The sequence below is a fragment of the Butyricicoccus porcorum genome (assembly GCF_002157465.1).
GTDB classification, from domain to species: Bacteria; Bacillota; Clostridia; order Oscillospirales; family Butyricicoccaceae; genus Butyricicoccus_A; species Butyricicoccus_A porcorum.
The window spans coordinates 81,371-106,862 of record NZ_NHOC01000003.1 but is presented as its reverse complement, the minus strand read 5'-3'; the positions used below and the strand labels follow the sequence as shown (position 1 = coordinate 106,862).

The 25,492-nt window shown below is 49.2% G+C and carries 20 protein-coding genes; 1 reads left to right on the top strand and 19 read right to left on the bottom strand.

The genetic code is table 11. From position 1 onward, the window contains the following. Nucleotides 1-27: 27 nt before the first annotated feature. The 7 genes from CBW42_RS03965 to CBW42_RS03935 form a co-directional block, all read right to left on the bottom strand. A complete protein-coding gene (locus tag CBW42_RS03965; RefSeq protein ID WP_087018002.1) occupies nucleotides 28-1,236 on the bottom strand; it encodes a restriction endonuclease subunit S in 1,209 nt (402 codons plus the stop codon). Further along, nucleotides 1,226-2,728, bottom strand: coding sequence for a class I SAM-dependent DNA methyltransferase (locus CBW42_RS03960; RefSeq protein WP_087018000.1), 1,503 nt, complete (start codon nucleotides 2,726-2,728; stop codon nucleotides 1,226-1,228). The genes CBW42_RS03965 and CBW42_RS03960 overlap by 11 nt, the downstream gene beginning before the upstream one ends. A gap of 82 nt (nucleotides 2,729-2,810) precedes the next feature. Continuing rightward, nucleotides 2,811-3,533: an HNH endonuclease gene (locus CBW42_RS03955; RefSeq protein WP_087017998.1), complete on the bottom strand. Its 723-nt coding sequence runs from the start codon at nucleotides 3,531-3,533 to the stop codon at nucleotides 2,811-2,813. A 68-nt stretch (nucleotides 3,534-3,601) separates the two neighbouring features. Then, nucleotides 3,602-4,204: a class I SAM-dependent methyltransferase gene (locus CBW42_RS03950; RefSeq protein ID WP_087017996.1), complete on the bottom strand. Its 603-nt coding sequence runs from the start codon at nucleotides 4,202-4,204 to the stop codon at nucleotides 3,602-3,604. A 1-nt stretch (nucleotide 4,205) separates the two neighbouring features. Next, a complete protein-coding gene (locus CBW42_RS03945; RefSeq protein ID WP_087017994.1) occupies nucleotides 4,206-6,458 on the bottom strand; it encodes a DEAD/DEAH box helicase family protein in 2,253 nt (750 codons plus the stop codon). 281 nt (nucleotides 6,459-6,739) lie between these two features. After that, nucleotides 6,740-7,273 (bottom strand): hypothetical protein, encoded by a 534-nt coding sequence (locus CBW42_RS03940; RefSeq protein ID WP_087017992.1) that lies wholly within the window; start codon nucleotides 7,271-7,273, stop codon nucleotides 6,740-6,742. Between the two features lie 33 nt (nucleotides 7,274-7,306). Beyond that, a complete protein-coding gene (locus tag CBW42_RS03935; RefSeq protein ID WP_087017990.1) occupies nucleotides 7,307-7,669 on the bottom strand; it encodes a DUF6809 family protein in 363 nt (120 codons plus the stop codon). Nucleotides 7,670-7,860: 191 nt separating this feature from the next. Between CBW42_RS03935 and CBW42_RS03930 the strand changes: the two genes are divergently transcribed. Continuing rightward, nucleotides 7,861-8,064, top strand: a complete 204-nt coding sequence (locus CBW42_RS03930) for a helix-turn-helix domain-containing protein (RefSeq protein ID WP_330395839.1) — start codon at nucleotides 7,861-7,863, stop codon at nucleotides 8,062-8,064. Between the two features lie 473 nt (nucleotides 8,065-8,537). On the opposite strand, the gene CBW42_RS03925 is transcribed toward CBW42_RS03930, so the two are convergent. The 12 genes from CBW42_RS03925 to CBW42_RS03875 all read right to left on the bottom strand — a co-directional run bounded on the left by CBW42_RS03925 (nucleotide 8,538) and on the right by CBW42_RS03875 (nucleotide 25,447). Beyond that, entirely contained in the window at nucleotides 8,538-9,845 is a 1,308-nt protein-coding gene (locus CBW42_RS03925; protein WP_242969779.1) for a recombinase family protein, read from the bottom strand. Beyond that, nucleotides 9,808-11,076: a recombinase family protein gene (locus CBW42_RS03920; RefSeq protein ID WP_242969778.1), complete on the bottom strand. Its 1,269-nt coding sequence runs from the start codon at nucleotides 11,074-11,076 to the stop codon at nucleotides 9,808-9,810. The genes CBW42_RS03925 and CBW42_RS03920 overlap by 38 nt, the downstream gene beginning before the upstream one ends. A 146-nt stretch (nucleotides 11,077-11,222) precedes the next feature. Then, nucleotides 11,223-12,014: an N-acetylmuramoyl-L-alanine amidase gene (locus CBW42_RS03915; RefSeq protein ID WP_165761047.1), complete on the bottom strand. Its 792-nt coding sequence runs from the start codon at nucleotides 12,012-12,014 to the stop codon at nucleotides 11,223-11,225. Continuing rightward, the gene (locus CBW42_RS03910) at nucleotides 12,007-12,429 is read right to left on the bottom strand and encodes a phage holin family protein (protein ID WP_087017984.1); all 423 of its coding nucleotides are present in this window, start codon (nucleotides 12,427-12,429) and stop codon (nucleotides 12,007-12,009) included. Before CBW42_RS03910 ends, CBW42_RS03915 begins: the two co-directional genes overlap by 8 nt. Before the next feature lie 69 nt (nucleotides 12,430-12,498). Beyond that, a complete protein-coding gene (locus tag CBW42_RS03905) occupies nucleotides 12,499-14,361 on the bottom strand; it encodes a DUF859 family phage minor structural protein (RefSeq protein ID WP_165761046.1) in 1,863 nt (620 codons plus the stop codon). 5 nt (nucleotides 14,362-14,366) lie between these two features. After that, on the bottom strand, nucleotides 14,367-15,338 hold the full coding sequence (locus CBW42_RS14615; protein WP_165761045.1) for a hypothetical protein: 972 nt from the start codon (nucleotides 15,336-15,338) through the stop codon (nucleotides 14,367-14,369). Nucleotides 15,339-15,347: 9 nt separating this feature from the next. Then, nucleotides 15,348-17,171, bottom strand: coding sequence for an autotransporter outer membrane beta-barrel domain-containing protein (locus CBW42_RS03900; protein WP_087017980.1), 1,824 nt, complete (start codon nucleotides 17,169-17,171; stop codon nucleotides 15,348-15,350). Between the two features lie 4 nt (nucleotides 17,172-17,175). Continuing rightward, the gene (locus CBW42_RS03895) at nucleotides 17,176-18,615 is read right to left on the bottom strand and encodes a phage tail spike protein (protein WP_087017978.1); all 1,440 of its coding nucleotides are present in this window, start codon (nucleotides 18,613-18,615) and stop codon (nucleotides 17,176-17,178) included. Further along, entirely contained in the window at nucleotides 18,612-19,262 is a 651-nt protein-coding gene (locus tag CBW42_RS03890) for a hypothetical protein (RefSeq protein ID WP_087017976.1), read from the bottom strand. The genes CBW42_RS03895 and CBW42_RS03890 overlap by 4 nt, the downstream gene beginning before the upstream one ends. Further along, entirely contained in the window at nucleotides 19,259-22,411 is a 3,153-nt protein-coding gene (locus CBW42_RS03885; RefSeq protein ID WP_087017974.1) for a phage tail tape measure protein, read from the bottom strand. The genes CBW42_RS03890 and CBW42_RS03885 overlap by 4 nt, the downstream gene beginning before the upstream one ends. A 149-nt stretch (nucleotides 22,412-22,560) precedes the next feature. Next, nucleotides 22,561-24,546, bottom strand: coding sequence for a thioredoxin domain-containing protein (locus CBW42_RS03880; RefSeq protein ID WP_087017972.1), 1,986 nt, complete (start codon nucleotides 24,544-24,546; stop codon nucleotides 22,561-22,563). Continuing rightward, nucleotides 24,524-25,447, bottom strand: coding sequence for a tocopherol cyclase family protein (locus CBW42_RS03875; protein WP_087017970.1), 924 nt, complete (start codon nucleotides 25,445-25,447; stop codon nucleotides 24,524-24,526). Before CBW42_RS03875 ends, CBW42_RS03880 begins: the two co-directional genes overlap by 23 nt. Nucleotides 25,448-25,492: the final 45 nt, after the last annotated feature.

Below are 25,492 nucleotides of genomic sequence, written 5' to 3'. Positions count from 1 at the left end.
TAAAGCGGTAAACGATAATTTAGCGGCTTAGAGTTGAATGTCAAAGACATCAATCTCACCAGACATCAGCTTGGGCAGCAAGGAATCTCTTAGCGCAGCAAGCCGCAAATTCTCGATAGAATTACTTAACACTGCCTGATAGATAGGCTCAGCTACATCCAGAAAGCCTTGTGCGTCTTCATCAGAGAGCTTCATGATAATCTCTGACTCAAAATCTCTGGTTGTAATAGCATCAAACACAGCTCCGCTTGCTTTGTGTTTAAGTCGATCAACTGCTTTAAGGGTATAGAAGTAAACAAGAAGCTGGTGTGTTTCTTTGCCGACGAGTGCATAGCACGACTGATTCATTGCCATAGGGACACCAGGCAAACCTACTTTGCCCACTGTGCCTCGCGCTGTAACAAAAACAGTGTTTACGGGATAGAGACGGCTATTGCAATGAGCCAGACCTTCCTCGGTTATTGTCTTTTCGGTGGAGAGCGTGTAAGGTAAGCCTACATCTTTAGGAGTGAAGAATGGTACATTGCCGTTCCAATACGAACTTTCACCGGTTTTAGGTGTACCACCACCGAGAATTTGAATTATTTCTGTAAAGCCCACTTCTGTTTCTGCGTGATCGTAGAAGTTGGCAAACAAAGCTGCTGCTTGCTGCTGTAAATTATCGTTTATATTTGTATTGACAGATATCTTGTCATATATAGCCTTCCAAATTTCGCCGATTCGCTCCTGTATAGCCTCAGGGGGGAGAGGAATCAGTATTTTACGGAGTTGTTGTATTCCAATACTTGGACGCGTAGACCCGGTAATTTTTCCGTTAACTTGTCCCCAAAAAGCATTGGACTCAACTACTGCTCTTAGGTAATATGGGTTGATTTGATCATTAGGGTTAATAACAGAAAGTGCAGGACTTACTGCAAAACGGGTCTTTCCTTGTCTGCTGGGGAAGGATACCACTTTACCAATAGTGTTACCCATTTTTGCATAGCCGATAGAAGTTTCTGTTATTTTGTAATTATGCTCATGTTCCTCGATGATTTCCAATCCCACATGGCGCGCTTTATCAAATGTTGCATTTCCGTAGTAATCCAAATCACCAATCCCCAAAAATGGGTAGCCATCAGATACCTCTGAAGGTGCGCGATGACTGGGATGAGGATCAATAACTTCGGCATACTGATCGAGTGTGCCTACCGTCCAGTTTCTGGGCAATTCACCAAAGATTTTCTTATAGTTCATACCCAATCGCTCCTAGTCTCTCCTTGATCTCAGCTTCAAGCTCGTGAGACTTTGCAAAGAGTTCAGACAGTTCAGACGTCAAACGGCTCATCTTCTTCTCGAACGGTTCGCCGCCATCTTCCTGTTCCTCGATACCAACATAGCGACCCGGCGTGAGAATATAGTCCTGCTTGGCAATGTCCTGCGTGTTGACAACCGCGCAGAATCCTTTTTGATCATCAAGAGTGCCTGCAACATACGCTTTGTAGGTATCGGCAATCTTTGCAATGTCCTCATCCGTCAGTTCCCGCAGCTTGCGGCTCACCATTGTTCCCAGTTTCCGCGCATCAATAAATAAAGTCTTGCCCGGCTGCTTTTTCTGTTTGTTCAGGAACCACAGAGAAACCGGAATCTGGGTGGTGTAAAACAACTGCGTCGGCATCGCAACAATACACTCCACCAGATCCGCGTTGATGATATTTTTCCGAATTTCACCTTCGCCGCCAGATTGGGAGGAGAGGGAACCGTTGGCAAGCACCATGCCAATTTTTCCGGCAGGAGCCAGGTGATAAATCATGTGCTGCAACCATGCAAAGTTAGCATTGCCTGCCGGAGGCATACCGTATTGCCAGCGAACATCATCCTTTAATTTGTCGGCACCCCAGTCCGAGAGATTAAATGGTGGATTGGCCATAATGTAATCTGCACGCATGGTCGGATGCTGGTCCTCAAGAAACGTATCTGCCGCATACGCACCAAGATCTGGTTCGATCCCGCGGATCGCCAGATTCATCTGCGCCATCTTCCATGTAGTTGGATTGGAGTCCTGACCGTAGATAGAAATATTGCTGATGTTTCCACTGTGGTTTTCTACAAATTTTGCCGACTGCACAAACATACCGCCAGAACCACAGCAGGGATCATATACGCGCCCCTTAAACGGCTGGAGCACCTCGACCAATGTTCGCACAACACAAGAAGGCGTGAAGAATTCACCGCCACGCTTACCTTCCTTCTCCGCAAACATAGAAAGGCAGTATTCGTAGGTGCGGCCTAAGATGTCTTTTTCGCTTCCGTGCTCGATCATCTGAATATTTGTGAATAGATCCACGACATCTCCAAGGCGGCGCTTGTCCAGCTCAGGACGTGCAAAATTTTTCGGAAGGATATCCTTCAGACGTTTATTTTCTTTTTCAATTGCCCGCATGGCATCATCAATGACAGTGCCAATTTCCGGTGTATGCGCTTTGGCTGCAATTTCGTTCCATCTCGCACCGGCAGGAACGAAAAAGATTCCCTCGGATGTATACTCATCAATATCCTCTTCGAATCCATCGCCTTCGGCCGCTAGTTCCTGATGTTTCTCATCAAAGCGATCTGATATATATTTCAGGAAAATCAGGCCCAAAACCACATTTTTATACTCAGATGCATCCATGTTGCCACGTAGTACACAGGCAGCATCCCATATTTGTTTTTCAAAACCAATATTGGCAGTATTTTTATCAGCCATTGTTATTTCTCCATTATTTTCAGAATAGATATTACCAACATGCAAGTTGTACGTCGTTCATCCATATCATTATATTGAATTTTTACGTGAATTCAATCAACTTTTTCTCCATACATAACTGATAATTTAAACTCTTAACCTCAGCACAATCAGAGAATTTAACTGTCATAATTATTCCATCATATCCCATGATAACCCCTATGCCATAAACTATATGCTTTACTGTCTTTCCTTTTAATCCTATTTTTCCACTACTATTGGAATTCCTTCGCCTCTTCGTAGATCCATTTTTTGTTTGTTGCTTTATCAACTTGACATCAATATTTTTGCCGCGTGCCTTATAATCTTCTATATCTTTAAATACATAATTCTTTGGCTTTGTCACATCGTTATCTGGTACAGGCCTAACCGGAAACATCCATGCAAGTCGATTGTTTCCATCCTCATCCGGTTGAATCTCTGTATAAGGTTGTGCAACAAGTTGGACTCGACCACAGTAGATATACTGACCAGGATCTATAACCTCAAAAAGGTGAAGATCAACACCGTTACTTCCTGATTCAGCCAGCGTAGCATTCTGGGACCAATGTATATCCATATCACCACGTTTTCCCATTCCTGTATAATGCAGAACTCCGCCAATCCATTTATCATGGTAAAGCCCTTTTGTATAATCAGTTACAAGAACCAGCGTATTGGTTTTATGAGATCGACGCATACCGCCCATATTTCCGCATGCAAATGTATTTACAATATCTTTATTGGAAACAATTTGTCCAATATCATATCCTGGATCAAATGCCATATTAAATGCCTCACTGTCTATATCTGTTTAAAAACATCACTATATTACTTCAAACTATAATCAGCTAATTAATTGAAGTATGATTTTGAGCACAAAATATTCAACCACTTCGTATCATTGTTTGTCCTTATATCTTGTGTAAACCACATTTTTATCAACGATAATTCCGAGATCCCACGAATCATATTTTGCATCGTATCTTCTGTAAAATCAGTATAATATCTTCCGAATCGCATTTCAGCTCCAATGCCATACTTGAATGACATATAGAATACACCATTCACTTTAAGTGCATCAGACATTTTTCGTATAACCGATATAATATCTTTCTCCTGTAAATGCAGCAAAGAGGCACAAGCCCAAATGCCATCGAATTTTTCAGCAGGCTGATAATTCTGAAACAAGGAACATATCACCGGATGTCCAATATATTCACGTGCCGCTCTGCACATTTTTTCTGAGCCGTCAACAGCTACAATACGATATCCTTTTTCCAGGAATACTTTACTGTCTCTTCCTGATCCACATCCTAAATCCAGAATCAGTCCCCCGTCCGGAACATACTGTAAAAACATCTCTTGAACTGAGGAAAATTGCAAATTTCCAGTTTCCTGAATAAATTTGTCTGTGTTGTGATTATAGTAAGAAATTGTTGCTTCCGTTGTATTCATATTATTGATTACCGAAATAACGTTCTAGTGCAATATCGCAATATTGGCGCAGTTCCCGAATATTATCATCCGTCAGCTGTTTAACAATTTGCTTGTCCAGTTGAATTACTCCCATGTATTTTGAATGGTGCATGAAATTCATGTCTTCAAATCGTTTAAAAGGCATTGCCAATATCAATCGTTCCACATCCTTCTCAGTGTATCCGCCTTTGGTGAAAATACACTTCTTCTTTTCGGCCGGCAATCCCCGTTCTATTCTCTCTTCATAAAAAGCTGCAAATTCCTGAACGACATCTTCAATCCGTGCTTCACCATCTTCATTCATATGCTCTAAAAAAGCTTTGATAAATACGGGTTTATAGGAATAACTCATATTCATCTTCTTGGCCATATCCATAAACATCTGCTTGATGTTCGCGGATGTAATCTGCTTCCAGCCAAATTCTTTACACAGTTGTGGAATACGATGGGGCTCAAAATATTTAAACGTTCGATGCTCGCTAATCGGGACTTCCATATCCGGTTTTATTTTTCCGTCACGAATATAACGGTCAATTGTTTCACTTTGCGCGCTGACACGTCTAGTCAACTCTAATTGTGAAATCATATTCTGAGCTTTATCCTGCCAATTAAATAAGTCAATAACCTCATAATCCATGGCATGAATCGGGAAATCGACCAATGCTTCCGGTTTCTCACCTTTGGTAAACAAAGATTTATCCCATTGAATGTCATGTTTTTTGCCAAGGATCATGCCTCCCGGGCAATACTCAGCAACATGAAATAATCGATGCATTGAATACGGACAATTAAACATATTTGCATTGTCCACAAAGTCAAACACCATAAGATATTCTTTCCCGTCACACGTCCGCATTCCTCTGCCTAACTGTTGTATATAGATTGTCTTCGACATGGTTGGACGCGCCATAAACAATACTTCTGTATGCGGACTATCCCAACCTTCATTTAATAAGTCGCAGGCGCAAAGTACTGAAATATCTCCATTCTCATAATCGCGCAAAATCTTTTTCCGTTCTATGGTTTTCACGGAACCGGAAATACTTTCCGCCCGAATCCCCTTCTGTCGAAACAAATTGGCTACCTGATTTGCATGATTTACTGATGTGCAAAAAACAACCGTGGATTTACCTTTCACATATTCCAGATAGGTATCCACAATAAGCTGATTTCGGCCGGGGACCATAATCTTTGTTTCCAGGTCAAGTGAATTATATCTAAAGCCGTTTATTCTTACATCTTGCAGGTCAATATTAGTCTTAACGCGAATACAGCGCACCGGTACCAGCACGCCGTTTTCAACCGCTTCCTGAATATCCAGTTTATGCGCTACATGTTGAAAAATATCCAGCAAATCTTCTCCATCTGCTCTTTCCGGCGTGGCTGTTAATCCCAAAGTGAATCTGGTTTTAAAGAAAGACAGAATCTTTTTGTATGTATCTGCTGATGCGTGATGGCATTCATCAATGATAAGATATCCAAATTCATCTGCGTTAAACGCATCTAAATTACGAACTATGCTTTGAATGCTGCCGCAAACCACATATGTATCTGTATCGTGCTCGTCCTCGATATATTTTCCCACGCTTACTTCCGGCCATAACTTCAAGAAATTATGATAGCCCTGAAGGACTAATTCTTTCGTATGAGCGAGAAAAAGTGTTCGTTTTCCCACCGCTTTTGCATCAAGAATACCAATAGCAGATTTACCTGAACCTGTTGCGCCTTGGACAAGAGCAATCGTGTGCCCATCCATGCGCATCTGTTTCAGATTATCCAATGCCTCTTCTTGATGCTCACGCAGCGAAAAAACTTTCCCTTTCTGTTCCGGCATTATATCATCAATAAAAAACAACGCCGGAGATGTGCCCAGGAAGGTAACCAATTCGTCCTTTACACGTTCCGGAGTTTTTTCCAACTGCGCATCTGTCCAGCGATACACCTTCCAGCCGTCATAAATCAGACTGTTCTGTTTTAACAAATCATCTAAATATTTATCTTCCGACACTTTAGCAGGGTTATGCCATGTATTTCCGTCTATTTCAAAGGCAATCTTTCCCTCTTTATCTCTAATCGCAAAGTCAATTGTACGGTGTTTTCCGTAAATATCAAGAAATGGAAACTGCAAATAGACGTATTGACCTTTTTCTGGGCCAAATACGTCACAAAACAGTTGTACAAATTTCTCTTCTGCGCTGCTGTTTCCTGCATTGCTTGCATATTTGGTAGGCATATGTTTCTCCATTACCGCACAAAGATACATCGAATGATTCAAATACAACAAAGTATAATATATATATTATACCAAATTTTAGTAGTAAATACAACTCGACTTATATTTCTTTAAGTAATCGCTCAATGTGCATCTGATCATATGCTGTCAAAAATACTTTCATATAAAAGAACCCGATGATCAGTAAAAGAAATCTTCGGGTTCCTTCATCAAATTAATTAATTTTTACATTTTGTGAATATAATATGATCTTTCATTATCAAGTAACTACACCGTTCTTTTCATTCCTCCATCTCCACTTCCTCATAAAAATCAAACCAGAACTCCATCTGCACAATTCCATCAATATCCGTGGGACTGCCATCCCCCACATCCACAGACAGCTTTACATCTACATCGTCAGCCGATTCAGTCAGCCTGTCCAGTATCTGTTTCTCTTCACCAGCAAAGGCCATGTCATCGCCGACCAGAATAATGGAAGCTGTGAGATTTTCCACATTTACCAGAAGATTTGCTCTGACTGCCCTTGCCAGCTCAATCGCTTCGTTCACCAGTCCCCTGAACTCGCTGTATTTTTTCGGATTGGCAATCGTACAAATCGGCGGCTGGTCAGCCGGAAATGTGTTCTTCGATTCATCCATGACCTCGGAGATCCATTCCATATAAGCACTCTCTTCCTCAACATCTGTCTCTTCAGCCCCGGCATCTGATCTGTCCTCTGACAAATACAGAGCTTCCTGATGTCGGCGCATTTTCTCCAGCTGCTGTTCCCATTCCGCTTTTGCTTCTGAATAAAAATACCGTTCAATCTTCATTGCTGCCGCCTCCCGATCAGAATATGATAGATGTTACGGAGACTGATCTTCCGTCAGTTCCAGTATCAGCCTTACTCCAACTTTTACACCTTCCATAAACGCTGCACGCTCGCACTCCGCACAAACACTGCTAACGATTGTCATGAGGGATTCTACGGTTTCTCTGCAGGAATCCCCCGTTTCCCCCAGAGAACTCATGAGCTGATGTTCCAGTTCTGCAAATTGCCTGCGAAGCTCCTCATTTTCCACGGGCTCATATTCCGTAAAGAAATGATAAAGTAACTCAAGCATGGAATCCACATCCCCATGGTAATCCACCGGATGTTCGGCGAGATAGCTTCTCCATTTTTTCATAACCTCTCCGGCTGCACCGGAACACAAACCGTTTCGTTTCATTTTCACATCAGCCTCCACCTGTCTCTTGATTTGGTGTGATGATGTTACCTCTGTTTTAAGTCAATATCCAGTAGCTAATTTGCCGAATTATTCCCCTGACAGAGCCATTATACTATATTGTGAATATATCCACAATATCCAATTTATATTGGGCATTCTATAATGAACGTATCCCACATAAGGCGGTGATTGTGATTATAGATTTCAGCCCACTATGGCGTACCATGAAGGAAAAGAACGTGACACAATACCAGCTTCTCAAGCAGGGCATTGATAACAAAACGCTGGATTCCTTTAAGAAAAACAAAAACATCACCCTGCTCACCTTGGAAAAGCTGTGCCGGATTTTAGACTGTACCCCCAATGATATTGTTCAATTTGTGGATAACGAGTAATGCTGTCGAATTTTTGTTCGGCGGCTTTTTTTTGCGCAAAAAAAAGCCGGCAGATGCGGCCTATTTCTCGATGCCGTACCTGCCGGTTCGCTTTCACGATGTTTTTCTGTTTTCTTCTGTCCGCCAGAACCGGTCATGAATATAGCAGGAATGACAGCAGTATTTTCTCTCTTTATTTCCATAAGAAATAAACTGACGGCCACAGTATGCGCAGGTTAAATGGTAATTGGCGCTTTCCTGCCGCATGATATCCTCTGGATGTGCCGACCACCATTCCCTCCTGCACCGCTCCGAACAGAATTTCCTCCGCCGTCCTGTTTTCGGCTGAATCACTTTCTCACCGCAATTCGGACACAGTCTGACAGCTGTTGTATCAATTCGTTCCATTGTATCGCTCCCTTCCCGAAAGGAAACGGACGACGGTACAGCGTTTTCTGCTGTCCTATCGTCCGTTCACTCTACAAATCATTTCATTATTCCCCGCCGCACGCAACCTCAGTGCCATCCAGAAAGACAACCTTCAGCACGCCATCTTCATACACAACGATGTGGCTCAGCGTAGCCAGCATGACATCTATGTCCATTGCATCATTCTCACTGGCTCCGGCAGATAATTCCTGAAACCGTTTTCCCCGATAGCGTACAAGCGGGTTTTCATCATTCTCCATACGGCGCCATTTCTGCATAAGCGCATCCTGATTTTCCAATATCGCATTCCACGCCATGTGATATGCTTTTTCCAGAACAGCTTCATCCAGATGCCGGTTTTCACAGCCAATCACGCCTTTGACCCGATACCGTTCACTGCACTGCCAGACCTTCCGCACGCCCTTTGTGCTGGTCCAGCCTTTGCGCACATAAGCCTTTCCACAGCTCCCGCATATAACCTTGCCGGAAAACGGATTTTGTGCCGTGTTCTGGGAATAAAATTTCAAGCCGTGCTCTTCCCGGTATTTCCTCCGCCGTTCCTGCTCCAGCTGAACTGCCTCCCACATCCACGGCTCGATAATCGCTTCATGATCGTCATGAATCACGGTTTTCCGCAGTTCTCCATCGTTGTTCTTGCGCTTCTTGGTCAGGAAATCTACGGTATAACTTTTCTGGAGGATTGCGTCGCCTTTATATTTTTCGTTTCTCAGCATACTCTCCAGCGTAGTGGTCTGCCATTTCGTCCTGCCATCCCAGTTTTTAATATGTTCCTGTTCAAAAATACGGGCGATGTAATTTGTGGTCTTGCCATCCAGAAATTCCCGATACAATCTCTGCACAATTTTCGCCTGCCGCGGATTGACTACCAGATTGCCGTTCTTATCCCGGTCATAGCCTAGAAAGCGCTTGGTTGCAATCGTATACTGCCCCTGCTCAAAGCGCCGGCGGATACCCCATGCGGAGTTTTCTGAAATTGACCGGCTCTCATCCTGTGCCAGCGAGGAGAGGATTGTGAGCAAAACCTCTCCCTTTGCATCCAGCGTGTTGATGTTCTCCTTTTCAAATATTATGCCGATTCCAATCCCTTTCAGCTCACGGACATAGTTCAGACAATCCAGCGTATTCCGGGCAAACCTGCTGATGGATTTCGTGATAATCAGGTCGATCTTATGTGCCCGGCAGTCTTCAATCATACGGTTAAAAGCATCCCGCTTCTTTGTACTGGTGCCTGTGATTCCCTCATCCGCATAAATATCAACGTATTCATACTGGGGATTGCTCTGAATATATTTCCTGTAGTAGGAAACCTGATTTTCATAGCTTGATTGCTGTTCTTCTTGGTCGGTTGACACTCGGCAATATGCGGCTACCCGGATCTTCTCGGATAACCGGTTCTCTGTGGATGCCTGCGTCAAAGTCTGCTTTGCTGGTATAACAGTAATGCTTCTCGCCATCGCGTATAACCTCCTCTACAACTGTTTTTTCTGTAATTGGGGGAATCTCTTCGTCCCGCACATGAACGCCTTTGCAGGCGGCTTTTCCGTGCAGGATATACGTACTGCACCACCATTCAATGCGCTTATTGTGCACTTGCTTGCGCCGGAGCGTTGTGCCGCAGTAGGGGCAGAACAGCATCCCGCTCAGCGGATATCGGTTGCTGTATTTCTGAGAGCCGGACATGCCGCGCTTTTCTCTTCGCGCCGCCATAATGCGCTGTACCTCGTCCCATTCCTCCACGGTCACAATCGGTTCATGATCCTCCGCAATATAATAGGACTGCACCTCGCCGTTGTTGCGCACGCTCCGGTTGCGTATATTTTCCGGCGTGTAATATTTCTGGAGCAGATAATCGCCTTTGTATTTCTCATTGCGGAGCATGTCCAAAATCGTCCGGTCTGCCCATTTGCCGCCGCGCACAGTCGGCACGCCTTCCTGATTGAATATCTGCGCAATACGGAACGCGCCGTATCCGCTCAGGTACATGTGGAAAATCCGTCTGACGATTGCCGCCTGTTCCGGGTTGACCACCAGTTCCCCGTATTCGTTTTTATCATATCCCATGAAGCAGGTTGTGTTAATGATAGGCTCCCCGTGTTCAAACCGTTTGCGCACCGTCCACCGGTTGTTCTCGCTTGTACTGCGGGATTCCTCCTGCGCAAAGGATGCAAGGACAGCCAGCATCAGTTCGCCCTCATGGGAAAGCGTGTGGATATTCTGCTCCTCAAACAAAATACCGACACCCAGTTCCTTCAGCTCACGGACGTACTTCAGGACGGTGACGGTATTTCTTGCGAATCTCGATATGGACTTTGTCAGAATTAAATCAATGCGATGCTCCCTTGCATCCTGCAGCATGTTCTGAAATGCAGGCCGATGCTCACTGTAGCCGGAAATGCCCTGATCGGCGTAAACCCCCACGAACTCATATTCCGGATTTGAGGAAATCAGCCGTTCATAGGTTATGCTCTGATTGTCCAGTGAGTCCTCCTGTGCATCACTGGCCGTGGACACACGGGCATAGGCGCAGACTCGGAGCTTCGGTCGTTTTGCCTGCGTATCCGCCCCTAAAATCTCAATCTTCACGTTGCCTTCCTCCTGTTTTTTTGGTATGACATATATCACTCAAACCGGCCTGAAAGTCAAGCATTTTCATCCTTTTTCTCTGTTTTCGGAAACAGGTCAGCGCAAAAAGAAAACCGGGCGATGCAGTGCTGCACCGCCCCATTTCCTCAAATGCGCTTCGCGTAGTCCAGCGAAATCCAGCCTGCGCCAGATTTCAGCTTGCCCCATCCGGCTTTTGAGCCTGTGCCGGACTTTGTTTCGGTGATCGTGAACACGCCCTTGCCGGTCTTTTTTCCGGTCCTGGCATAGTTCGTACCCGGCCCCTTGCGGATGTTCAAATTCGAAATAGAGACCTGAACCTTGAATGACGACGCTGAGACGGGAGCGCTGGTGGATGCATTCGGCTTGCCGTTCAGAATCGATTTCACTTCCGCCTTGAACGCCGTCCACTCCGCATTGCCGTTTCCTGCCATCTGTGCCGGACAGTTTTTGCCGGTGACATCCCAGTGGCGGAGCACATAGGTATCTACCTGCCCTGCCGTAATGCCCAGCAGCCTGCAAAGATACGCACAGAGATATGCCGCATTCTGTTTCGTCTTCGCGCTGACCTTATAGCCGCCGCTGGTGCACATTTCGATGCCAATGGAATTCGTGTTGCGGCAGGTCTTGTGCTTATAAGAATTTGCGCCGACATGCCATGCACGATCCTTCAGCTTGACAGACTGCATAATATGCGTATCATCCGCAAAGAAATGTGCTGATGCGCCGCGTCCGCCTGTTTTGAAATAATTGCAGTTTGCGGCTGCGGTATCACTGGAATTTCCCGTGTAATGAATCACGATATAGGAAGCCACGCGGCTCGCGCAAGCCGCATAATTCTGAGACGAGCAGGCAGACTGTGTCACCGCGATTCCATTGATTTTATCGGAAATCCATCCAGTTGTAATTGTTTTACTCATTGTCAATATCCTCCTGTTCCGCGTCCTCATGCAGCTGTTCCAGTACATTCAGCATCCTTGCCGGAACCGGCAGGCCTAAGTGACCGGCGTTCTCGAGTACAGATACGCCTTCATTCGAGATATAGAAAAACAGCACCGCCGTGCGAAGAACACAGCCGGTGCCAATCACATGCATATCCAGAATATTTGCCATGCCCACCAGAACAAAGATCAGTACCTTCCGGCAGATTCCTTTGAATCCGACCTCGCTGGACAGCCGTTTGTCCGAAACGGCGCACATCACGCCGGTGACATAATCCGCGATGACAAATGCAATCAGCGCATACATCAGTCCATCGCATTCGCCCAGAAACCAGCCCAGCCAGCCGCCAATGACGGCAAACACCAGCTGGATTCCATTCCAAAATTCCTTCATAAACAATTCCTCCATTATTTGATTTCTTCTATCTGAAAAGCGGCTGTCCGAAGACAGCCGCCTGTGTTGTTATGCCGTGCGCTTCCAGACGTAGACCGCGAGATACGGTGGCATGTTGTTGTGCGCAGAAGACCCTCCGGTTTTGTCCAGCGCAACCGTCGCACCCCATGTTTTGACCGGAGACGAATTGTTCACAGAACCTACCGTGAGTGCATAGGTTCCATAAGTCGGTGTCCAGCTCGTTGTGCCGGAGCTGTTGTACACGTAAGACCGATGGGAATGTGACGGCATTTCAGAGGTGGTCAGCTTGTGTGTCGCTTCGCCGCCTGTGCTTCCGGCTGTGTACGTGTCACCGGCAGAAAGCAGAAATTTATCCTTGATGCGCTCCCATGTGCCGCCCCATGCCGTTGCCGGGTCGAAATTTCCATCGGTTGTTTCATAGATTGTGCCGACCGGATGGCAGTAATCCAGCATGGAGGTTGCCGCATCGGAATTAAACGCCAGTTTTCCGCGAAAGATGGCAGGCAGATTGACGTCAAAGCCCTCTGTATCCGCAACCTTGCCGAATGCAATTCCCATACCGCCCTTCAGGAAAGAAAACAGTGTCATCGCAGCCGGGCCTTTGCCGGTACAGGCGAAAGACCGAAAAGCATCGGTTGCAGTCAAAATAATGTCATATGCCGCAGCTTTATCTGCTGAAAACTTGTATGTGCCATTTGAAACGGAAAATTTTCCGGCATAGCTGGTCAAAGTAACGGCCGTATAGCTTGCTGCCGTTGTTTTCTTGTATTGCAGCTTGTACGCCGCCGTATTTGCTGTACTTGCAGCAGCACCAAAGTCTGTGATGGATGCCGAAAATGTGACCTTAAGATATGTGCCTGTAGCAGACAAATTTCCAGACGAATCACACCGCTTTGCGGTAAATGCCGTGATTGCCGGCGGCGAATATGCAACAACCGTAATCGATTGTGTTGTACTCGCCGTGCGCCCACGGGAATCCGTCACAGATGCCGTAATCGTCAGACTTCCCGTACTCGTCAGTGCATCAGAAACCACCGCCGCTGACGTTCCGGCTGTATATTTCTTCCCGTCAATTGTCGCATCATAGCCGGATGCTGTCGCGCTGTACTGCATCGTAACCGTTGCTGTGACCTTCACACAGGACAATCCCTGAATATATGCACCATATGTCGATGCATAGCCGTTATTGTCTGAAACTGCGATGGAAATCGACGGCTTCACACTCGCCGGAATAGCACAGGTAATCGTTTTCGATGAGCTTCCCAGTGCTGTGCTGCCGGAATAGGTCTGGATGGTAAACGTCACAGACACTGATGTACCGGACGGTGCCTGAGAAGCCAGTGTGAGCGGAGGTGTCCATGAGATGCTTGTACTGCCGGATTGTGTACAGACGGTACCGGATGCGGAACCACACGTATATGTGATGGTATGCGTAAAGCTGGAATCTGCTTTGGTCACAGTCAATGTCTGCGCTGTTCCCAATGTGCCGTTGCTGGCAGATAACGTGTTGGATCGTGCAATTTTTGTCAGCGTTGCCGAGCCGGAGGTTGACACATTCGATACATAGCTGCCGGACAGCGTTACCTGAATATCAAGAGAACATGAGATCGAAATTGTTTTGCTGCCATCTGTGCCGTGTGTGATATCTGCTACCGTCCTGGTCATCAGCGTCTTTGTTTCGCCGCCACTGATGCCCACTGTGCAGGTGCTTGAATATTTTGTTCCGTTGATTGTCAGGCTTATTGTCTTGGATGCAGAGGAAGAAATATGATATGATCCTGTGGCTTTCAGCTTTGCCGTAACCGTGATATCACTCTGATTGTTCGGTGCGTCCACATTACTTTCTGTCCACTCCACAAGCAGCGTATAGCCTGTGCTGAATACCTTAGAAAAACTTCCTGATGCTGCCATGTCAATCACACTCCTACATATTCGCAGTTCAGATTGCCGGAGCTGTCCAGCATAAGCTGATAGCCGAACAGCTTGAGCCGGTCTGTGACCGTCAGCTCCGGCGTATGCACTTCGCCGCCTGCAATCCATAGCACTTCCACATCATTGACTGTCATGCTGTAGCGGTCATTGTCGATAATGACCTTATATGGGTTATCTACCTGTCCGATCGTCAGACCATTGACGCTGAATGTGAAATATTTCGTGATTGTATTGAACTTCTCCTGTAAATCACCGTTGATTCTGGTCAGCTCCGAAGTGACATCAGAGAAATTCAATGAAATCTGGTCTGACAGAATCTTCAGCTGTGCTTCGGTGGATTCCCGGAACTGTGTGAAATCACCTGTTTCGGTGTAATCCGTCAGAGCAGAAAAAAGTATTTCCTGACAGGTGTTAACCAGAGAGGTGCTCTGTTCCACAATACTTTCGCGGAGTTCTTCTGCGGTTGTATCAATGACCTGCCTGGTATCCTCCGGAGCGGGCGTCCAGTCAGTCGGTACATTTCCGATTTCCACTTTAATATTCTTAGCGTATACCGTCGCAGTGGTGCTGTATCCTGTTCCGCTGGCGGAATTACTGCGGACAGCAACCTGTTCAATAAAATCACTCGTTTGTACATCAATCACGACGGAAAAACGCTGATATTCCATCCCGACATTCCGAATGCTTGCTTTTTTGTTACAGCTGCTTCCGGTGCCGTCTATGACCTTCCGAATATATACGTCAATCGTCACTCCATCGATATCAGAGCAGGTATCCAGTGAAACAGTCACTGTCCTGCCGGAAACAGCTTTTTTGCCATACTCTGAAAGTGCATAGGTTCGGTACATATTTTTCACTGAAAGCTCAGTGTCAGAGTTCAGAACCAAATTTCTGCCACCGATTTCAATATCTGTCATGTCTGTAAAGGTCGACTGGCAGGAGGTTAAAATCGCCACGCCAATCACCTACTTTGACACATCGCATTGCAGCGTCGCAAGGCTGTCGATCTCATCTGCTGACAGGTAGATGACCTTCCCGGTTTTATCAAAAGCGGCGGCATTGCCGTTCTTGTCCTGCTTGTACCAGGTGTAGGTCAGCTCCTGTGTTTCGGTTGCCGCCGCCCAAGCGGAGCCGCTGTATTTCATCAGCGTGACAGTCTTTGCTGTATGGTCAATTTTGTACCAGAACGCGCCAGATGCCGGGCTGGACGGGGCAGTTTCTGAAATCGCACCCTTCAAGGCATCAACCTCCTGCTGGTTGGTGCGCACAATTACGTATGGCACGACACCGCCGAGGTTGTTTTTGACTGTAAAGCCGCCAATCGAGAGCATTTCCGACACATATGGGTCGGATTTGTCCTCCACAGTGATAACATCGACGTAGGCTTTGCTGTTGTATGTCATCGTACAGCGGTATGACTGGATATTCACGATATCAGCGCCGCTGACCGTGTATGTGGCAGAGGCCGCGCTGGAGATATCCTGCCAGCTGCCAGATACATATTTCGCCCATTGATAAGCCGCACCGCTCGTAATTTCTGTACTGCCGTTGTACGCCGCAGTTGCCAGCGTGAGTGTGCCGGACTGGTTCTGTACGACTGTGCCGTTCGGCGCGTAAACAGAAAACACGATGGCATTCGCGCCGGTGTTACCTTTGACGGACTTTGACCAGCCAAATTTCTTCACTACCGATTTACCGGAGATGGTAAAGGTCAGGTCAATCGTGCCGTTCATCACGCTCGCGCCGCCCAGCGTACCGTTCGCCGCAAAGGTCAGGACAACCGAGCCGGAGGCACTTGCTGTCGCGGCTGTGTTGGATTTGGTGGTTACGCCGGACGGCAGGGTGCCCACGGCACACGTGCACGCGGTCTGCGTGATACCGATATATCCGGTAAATGGAATGGTCACATCAACAGCTGACTGCACCAGCCCGCCATTCGTGCAGGCAATGGTCTGTGATTCGTTGCCCAGGATGACGGAAAGGCCACCTGTTCCGGTGTCTCCCTTGTCACCTGCCGCGCCCGTATCGCCCTTCGCGCCGTCATAGATTTTTGTGATTGTGACGGTATCATACACATCCGCATCGTCCGTCACCAGCCGGATCTGTGCCACGTTGTCCACAAATACCGCGTGGGACGGCTTGACTACCAGCGTGCCGCCGGTGATGCTGGTGTTATCCGTAGTAGTCGGATAATCTGCCCACACATCCGCGCTGCTTTTGTACTGCCACTTGCTGATGGACACGCCCTGCACCTGTGCGGTCAAGGTCGCCTGCGTTGCGCCGACGAGGGTGGAGCTGGTGTTGTATTTGAATACATAGGTGTCCGCTGTGACATAGGCAAGCCGCGCATTTTCCGCATTTTTCACCAGCGTAAACGTGATATCCGAGGTAATATTGACGGTGTTTTTTGTCTCCGCATCGTAATAGCTGATGTAACAGAGATAGGTCAGCATGCCGGAAGCCGCCGCAGACAGCTTGTTTTCACTGACGGTTAAAATACCGCCGGATGCCGATTCCCCGGACGCAAGCGCCGATTCCGCGCCCGCACCGTCTTTGCGCTTCCATGTGATGGTCAATCCGGTCGATCCGAGCGCAACGCTGGTCTGATCGAGAAATATAACCGGTGTCAGCTTGAGATTGCCGGAGTCCCAGCTCGGCGCATAGGTGTGCGGCAGGACATTTGGGTCTTCCACCTGCGTTTTCGGAAGATTGGATGTGATATACGCGGACAGCTTCCGCTGGTCTGTAATATCTACAAATGTCTGCTGAGATGAGGTTAAAACTGCCATATTTTCACTCCTGAATATTGACTTCACAGCGAAAAGACGCATTGTCCTGTACATCCTCCGTTGTGACTGTGATGGATTTCATTCCGACATGATAACTGTCCCATTCCGCGTCGGCGGCTTCATCCGAAGAACTGCGGTGCCAGGCAAAACAGGACGCATCCAGCTTTGCAGTGATCTCTGTATTCCACGCGTACACATGGGCGGACAGTACCGCCGTCATGCCCTTGTCTGTGAAAATACAAGAGCCTTTGGTGATGATTTCGACCCGGTACAGCTGTTTGCGCTCCGTCGAGGAAATCTGCTCTTCCAGCTCGATTTTTACGTTTTGCACGAGCTTTTCCGGGTTTTGCTTCGCTGTGATGGACGCAATTCCGGCGCGCTCCGCGCCAATGGTGATGGTGTTGCCCGAAGCGTTCAGGTAATCCCGCGTCCTGCCGGTACACAGGAAGGTGTCATCCAGCCCATGGGGAGCGGATTTGCAGACCACATACTGTCTGGCGTGAATATCATCGATATCCGCGCCGGTAATGGATTCGTCTATGATGGTCAGTTCGATACTGCTGATGCCTTTGGACAGGATTTTCACCCGCACCTTCGCCTTGGTCAGAAGATTCTGCGGAAGTGTGACATCCTCCCAGATTTCCGTTGTCCAGATCCAGCCGATCTCCTCCACCGCCGCTTCGTCGCAGACGTAATTTTTCCCATCGTTAACAGAGTCTATGGTCACGCGCTGATCCGTTTCGGTTTCGTTGCCGTCTTCATCGGTTTCCGTGATCTTTGCGCCGAACGGGATGATCGCCGTCACACGGTCTTCGTGGGATTCTTCTATTTTCACATCGAGCAGGTTCTTTCCGAACTCCACTGTCTGCGCGGAACGCACATCAAAATCCGCAAGCCAGTCGAGATAATTCCCGTCGCTCTCATACCGCACCCGCAGATATCCGCCGTGCGTATACAGCAGTTTGGACTTGACCGCGCTCATGGTGTCCAGATACTCCGACGAACTGCGGTTGATATAATCATTGGAATCCGTGACGGTGACATCACCCAGAATAAATTGTTTCCGGCTTTCGACGGAGGAATTGTGGTTGTTTAGGAACAGCTCCAGCAGGCCGCACAGGCTTCCGGTATATGAAAACGGCGGCTGTTGACTGTCGCGCAGATACGCCAGCGCCGCCTCACACTGCCATGAATGCGTGTTGTAAAAATCCGTTCCGATGTCCAACGCCCTGCCCTTAAATACAATGGCATCGCCATATTTGCACATGATTTCGGATGCCATCGGCTGAATCCGCGACAGATAGGGATGGTCATGCGGCGCGGAAAGCGTGAAGCTGTCCACGCCCTCTGCGTCCTCTGTCAGCTTTGCTTCTGTGATGGACAGCTGAGACAGATGCGGATGGTAAAACAACGCACCGTCCACATAGACGCGAAACAGCTTCATAACCGTCCCTCCCGATAGCGGAAGGTGGTCGTGCCTGCGCCGGAAACGGTAATTGTGTTGCTTCCGGCCTGAAGCTCCAGCTCCAGAATCGTCCATGTGCCTGCGCTCAGCGTCTTGGTAAAGGAATCTCCGGAAACCGACCACGACAGTGTTGTCTGGGCAGTTGTCGTAACCGTCGGAACAACCGGCATGAAATCATTGTCCAGGACAATCGAGGCGTTTCCGATCACGGACTGCACAGTCTCGGTGATATGGTACAGATAGGCGTCGGCATCCGTGCAGGAGATAGTCAGAATCCCTTTTCCGGCGAGTGCGTCATAGGACGGCTGAATCAGGAGTGTGCCAACCGCATAGACCTCCGGGTCTTCGCTTTTTGTCACGTGCACCAGCCGCCCATTGAACCGATTTACCATATCAGAACTTCGTTCGATAAAACGAGCGTGCGTTCCGAGCATCGACAGAACCACGGTAAATTCCCGCGGCTGGTATGAAATCCTGCCAAGTGCTTCGGCATAGCGGATGGGCGAATTCCGTCCCGGCACCGTGAGAATGTCGTTTTGTGGCTGCGGCGCAGGAAAGTCGACCGATTCCCGAAGCCAGCCGCACGACAGCATGGAAATATCATCAAAATAAATGTCAGGAATCATATCGTTGCCCTCCTTTTCTGCTTTTGCAGTCTGCCCAGTCCGGCATCAATACCGGGCAGCAGCCTGCCGATGAGCGTGCCGTCATCCAGATAAATCCCCTTTCCGCTGTTGTCTGCGATAATAGCAAGATACTGTTCCATGCGCGTCATGTCCAGCTTGGATGCGAGGATGGATTCCAGATGCTTATAGAATGCTGACAGCGGCAGGATTGCCTCTGCTCCGGCTTCCCCGCCTGCCATCAGGGAACTGCCGTTCATGCCGAATATCGTGGGCTTTGCCAGAATGCCGCCTTCCTTGTACCAGTCGATGGACAGGTGCGGAACACTCGGCGGGTCGATGGACAGCTTGCCGGAAACATGAAAATGCGGCAGTTTGATATGCGGCAGGGACAGCTTCATGCTGGAGAAAAATCCCTTGATTGCGTCAACGCAGGCTTTCACCTTAGCCTTTGCTTCCTCCACCGGCTTAGTGATCGCTGTTTTGATGCTGTTCCAGACAGACGATGCCGTTGCTTTGATGGAATTGAACGTCGCTGATACCGAGGATTTCATCCCATCAAAGACAGAAGAAACCTTGCTTCGGATAGCATCCACAACAGAAGCAATCACGGATTTAATGCCATTCCAGACGGTAGACGCAACACCCTTGATCGCATTGAACACTGTAGTGACCACGCTTTTGACCGCATTCAAAACCGTGCTGATCTTCGCCAGAATTGCAGACCAGATACTGCTGATGACAACCAGAATGGCGGACATAACGGAGGAAATCACACCGGATACGGCGTTAAGCGCCGAAGAAACTTTGCTCTTGATGGCATCCCATACAGAAACAATCGTATCGTGGCAATTCTGCCAGATAAGCTGAAACGGCAGTGTAATAATATCAAACGCCGCCTGCAGGATCGAGCCCAACAGCATGACCGCTGTCTGCACGACATTGCAGATAGTTGTCCAGACCGTGGAAAGGAATGCCGACATGCCGTTCCAGATACCTTCAAAAAAGGTTTTGATCCCTGTCCACACGGTCTGCCAGTTCGTGCCGAACCAGCCGAGCATGGCATCCGCAATGCCCTGAATGGTTTGCAGAACCGTGCTGACAATCGATGACATGCCATTCCAGACGGAGGAAAATATGGTTTTGACACCCTGCCATGCGCCGCTCCAGTTGCCCTGAAAGACTGCGGTAAACGTCTGCACAATTCCGGTAATCACGCCGAGTACGGTTGTGAGAATCGCTGCGATTGCACGGAACGCGCCCTCAAACACGGGAGCCAGCAGTGAACAGAAACCATTCCAGATGGAACGCAGCATGTCCGTAATGCCGGTGAAGTTGAAACCCAGACTGTTCAGCATCCCGACAATTGCCGTGCAGCATGTCTGAAACGCCGACTTTATCTGGTTCCATGTGTTGATGATCGAACTGCGAAAGCCTTCATTTGTGTTCCACAGATGCACAAAAGCGGCAACCAACACCCCAATCACCGCGATAATTGCAGCAATCGGAGCGGTGATGCCGCCGAGTGCAGATGCCAGTTTTCCAATCAGGCCTGTCCCGTTTTGAATTGCAAGCTGGAGCTTTCCGAATCCCTTTGCCAGTTTGACAAAGCCCTGCATTGCCACGCCGATTTTGGATATCGCCGTTCCCAGAATCACCAGAAGCGGCCCAATAGCGGCAACAATCATCAGGACAGCGAGCACAGCCTTTCGCGTGCCTTCATCCATATTATTCAGCCTGTCCACAAAGCCCTGAACCGCAGTGACAGCGGCGCGAATTGCAGGCATCAGCATTTCGCCAAAAGAAATTGCCAGCTCCTGCAGCTGGCTTTTCAGAATTGTGATCTGCCCGGACAGATTGTCCTGCATGGTATTTGCCATTTTCTCTGCGACACCGTCGCAGTTTGAAATGGCAGAGTTCAGCTTTTTGATATCAGTCGGAGCTGCCTGCATGATGGCGAGGAATCCGGACATGGCTTCCCGCCCGACAAGCGTTCCGGCGGTCGCTGCCGCTTCGGATTCTGTCATCTGGGCAAAATAGCCGCGCAGGTCTCCGAGGATATCGCCCAGCGAGCGCATGCTGCCGTCTGCGTTGGTGGTCGCCACGGTGACCTCTCCGAAATTTGCTCCCGTCAGTTTGATATCGCCCTGCAGCTTGGTCAGAATGGAGCGCAGTGCTGTACCTGCCTGCGTGGATTTGATGCCTGCATTCGCCATCAGGCCGATTGCTTCCGCCGTATCCTCCGCGCTGTAGCCCAGCGCACCGGCAACCGGAGCACAGTATTTGAAGGTCTCGCCCATCATGCTGACATTGGTGTTCGCATTGGATGATGCTGCGGCGAGAATATCCGCAAAATGACCGGAATCTTTGGCAGACAATCCGAACGCGGTAAGGGCATCTGTGACGATATCCGAGGTTGTCGCCAAATCCTCACCGGAAGCCGCCGCCAAATTCATAATGCCGTCAATGCCGTTCAGCATATCCTTGGTTTTCCAGCCTGCCATTGCCATGTAATTCATAGCTTCTGCGGCTTCGGATGCGGAGAACTTCGTCTTTTCTCCCATTTCACGTGCTTTGTCCCGAAGCGCCTGCAGGTCATCCCCAGTTGCGCCGGACACAGCGGCAACCTGGCTCATAGCAGAATCAAAGTCTGCTGTGGTTTTGACTGCCGCCACGCCCAGACCGGCAACCGCAGTCGACGCAATTGACATCTTCTTTCCGACACTCGCAATCGAATTGCCGGCGCTTTCCATTTTGCCGCCCACCACATCGATCTTTTCCAGCGTCGCATTGGTCGTGACTGCCTGCTGCTGCAATCGCTGCAGTTCCTGCTCGGTCTCGATGATTTCACGCTCCAGCGCATCATATTTGTCCTGACCGAGCGTGCCGCTTTCCAGTTGCTGCTTCGCCTGAATCTGTGCTTCCTTCAGCGAGTCCAGTTTCTCTTTCGTGGCGGTGATGGCATCCTTCAGCAGCTTCTGTTTCTGGGTAAGCAGCTGTGTGTTGGATGGGTCGAGCTTCAGGAGGCGGTTGACATCCTTTAAAGCGGACTGTGTCGTGCGAATCGAGGAGTTGACTGACTTCAGTGCCTTGTCCAGTCCGGTTGTATCGCCACCGATTTCGATTGTGATACCCTTGATTCTGCTCGCCATGTGTCAATCACCTCCGGAAAATGGGCAAAAGAATAGCCCGGATTGCTCCGGGCATGAAAAAAGCACCAACCGTCACCGGTTGATGCTTTCTATATCAAAACAAATTGTATTGAAACCAATCGCCGATCAATACGGCGACTTTTCTTACACTACATTAACTTTTCCAGTTCTGCGATGGTTTCCACCGGTCGTTCGCAGGTTTTTCCCCGGCACAAATAGTACCGGACTCCTGCCGCCGGAACCGGATATTCCGAAGTGAATGGTGCCAGCGCGGCAAGCCGGGTTTCATCCGCCGGTGTTTTCACCAGCACCGTAAGCCCACAGGCATGTTCCCTGAGGAAATCTGTCAGTTCTTTCGGGAGTTTTTCCGCCGCGCATACCAGCTCCGCTGTCGGCCAAAGCTCCTCCAGCAATGCCAGAAGCGCAAAGCTATATCCCGCTGGATATCCCTGAATTGCTCCCGCCAGATAAGAGAACTGACGTTCTTGCGCTTGTATCCAACGTGTTTCTCCGGTCAGGCGCGCCAGACGGGAAAGCACCAGCTCCGCTACGGAATTGCCCGAGGGCATCGCGCCGTCATAGACCTCTTTGGTGCGGGTAATGAGCTGTTCCCCGTCCTTCGCATACGGATAGAAGCCGCCCTGCTCGTGATCGAAAAAGAGCTTTAGCAACAGCTCCGCCAATGCGCAGGCTTGCTCCAGATAATCGACGCGGAAGGACGCTTCGTAAAGCTCCAGCAAGCCCCATGTGTAAAATGCGTAGTCCTCCAGTTTGCCCGGATGGGCCGCATCCCCATCACGCCAGCGGGCCAGCAAGCGTCCGTTGCTGTCTTTCAGATTCTTTCTGATAAAGGCAACTGCCTGTTCTGCCGCGTCCAGATAGCGAGGCTCATCCAGAATCAATCCCGCACGGGCAAGCGCTGCGATCATCAGGCCGTTCCATGAAGTGAGCACCTTATCGTCCCGATGCAGGCTTGTCCGTTTTTTGCGGTATGCATACAGCTGTTTCCGCAGCGCTTTGATTTCCTCCGATTCCTGTTCCCAGTCCGGCGTACCGATCAAATTAGGGATACTCTTTCCTTCAAAATTGCCGGCAGAGGTAATGCCAAACCGCCGGCAAAAGGCTTCGCCCTGTTTCTCGCCGACAACTGCGGCAATTTCCCCCGGTGAAAAGACATAGTATTTCCCTTCCACACCGTCGCTGTCCGCATCCTGTCCACAGTAAAAGCCGCCCTGTGGGTCTGTCAGCTCCGTGAGGACATAATCCAGCGTGCGGCAGACTACCTCCCGGCAATAATCCCGGTGGGTCTGATTCCAGGCCTCCGTATAAGCAAGCGCCAGCAGTGCATTGTCATAGAGCATCTTCTCGAAATGGGGCACCAGCCACTTTCGGTCGGTGGAATATCGGGAGAATCCGCCGCCCACATGGTCAAAAAGCCCGCCGCGGTACATATGCTCCAAAGTCAGCTCTGCCATCTCCTGTGCCTGACGGTCTTGGGTCAGGCGGGCATACCTCAGGAGAAACAGCAGATTGTGCGCGGTCGGAAATTTGGGAGCCTGTCCGAAGCCGCCCCATTGCCGGTCAAAGCCCTGGACAAACAAAGATACGCCTTTTTGTACAAGCGCACGGCTGGGTGCATCGGGCCGTACTGCTTCCTCCTGCCGCAGATGCTCGGTCAGCATATCTCCCACAGAAATCAACTGCCCGCGATTTTCCCGCCAGCGCCGGTCTGCCTGTTCCAGCAGAGACATCAATTGCGGTTTCGGAAGATACGTGCCCGCCCAGAACGGCTTCTGGTCGGGTGTCAGAAGCACAGTAAGCGGCCAGCCGCCGGAACCGTTCATGGCAATACACGCCGCCATATAAACCGCGTCCACATCGGGGCGTTCCTCCCGGTCAACCTTTATCGGGATGAAGGCGCGGTTGAGCACTGCCGCTACTTCCTCCGCCTCGAAGGATTCATGCGCCATGACATGGCACCAGTGGCAGGTGGAATAACCGATGCTCAGAAAAATGGGCTTGTCTTCCCGTTTGGCTTCTTCCAGCGCGGCAGTCCCCCACGGACGCCAGTCCACAGAATTTTCCGCATGCTGGAGCAGGTAGGGTGATTTTTCATATTGCAGTTGATTGGCCATGATGATTCCTTTCGTCCGCGTATTCAAAGCTGGCATGGCAGTCTGTGTGTTCAAACAGGAGCGTTTCTCCGCACCAGAAGCGGTACCGCACTTTCGCGCAGAGACTTTCGTGGATGGTGCGTCCCATGTTTCCCTCCACAGGAGCATGCAGGGGACATTTATGCTCTTCCAGCAGTTCTGCCTCTAATCTGTACTTACCCTGGCGAATCTCTGCGCCGTTTTCCGACCATTGCTCCACCCGCGCGCCGCGATAGGTGGCAAGACGGTATTCCCGTCCATCGCAAACAATTGCACAGATACACCCGGTAAAGTTCCCCACTGCCATGGGGATGGTCGCAATCGAAAGCATGAGACTGACGCTCTGCGGCTCCTGCCAGATGCATTGTGTCCAGAGATAGGCGCTGGGAAACGATCTGCCGCGGTCGGTTTCAATGTATCCCGTGCCACCGGAAAAATCCAGCTTTTTCCCGTTCAGCGCCAGTGTTCCCTCCAGTGAATGCCCCATACTGATGACGCCATGCGAGCATTCCATGCCGGGAAGAAAACGAAACGGGCCCATAATATCCGATTTGAGTGGTGTAAACTGCCCGTAGCGCAGAGTGCCGCACAGAGAAAGCCCCTCTTGTTCCACATTCAGCCACATTCTCTGGCTTGTGAAGAGACTTTTCCCCAGTTGAATCCGGAATGCCTGCTCCGAAGCCCAGAATTCCGTGTCCGGATATTCCTGCCACCACGCCTGGTTGTCTGAAATGACCTGAAGCGACGCACTGCGCCGTCCCGTACGGTCAATATGAACCGCCGGAATCAAAGCCAGCGCGCCGCCCTCTTTGGTCTGGTGCTTCAGATACCATCCTTCAAAATACAGGCCGCGCTTTCCTGTTCCATGATAGTATTTTATCATAGTTTCACCCACATGAACACTGCGCCCTGCGCGAACTGGGTTGTA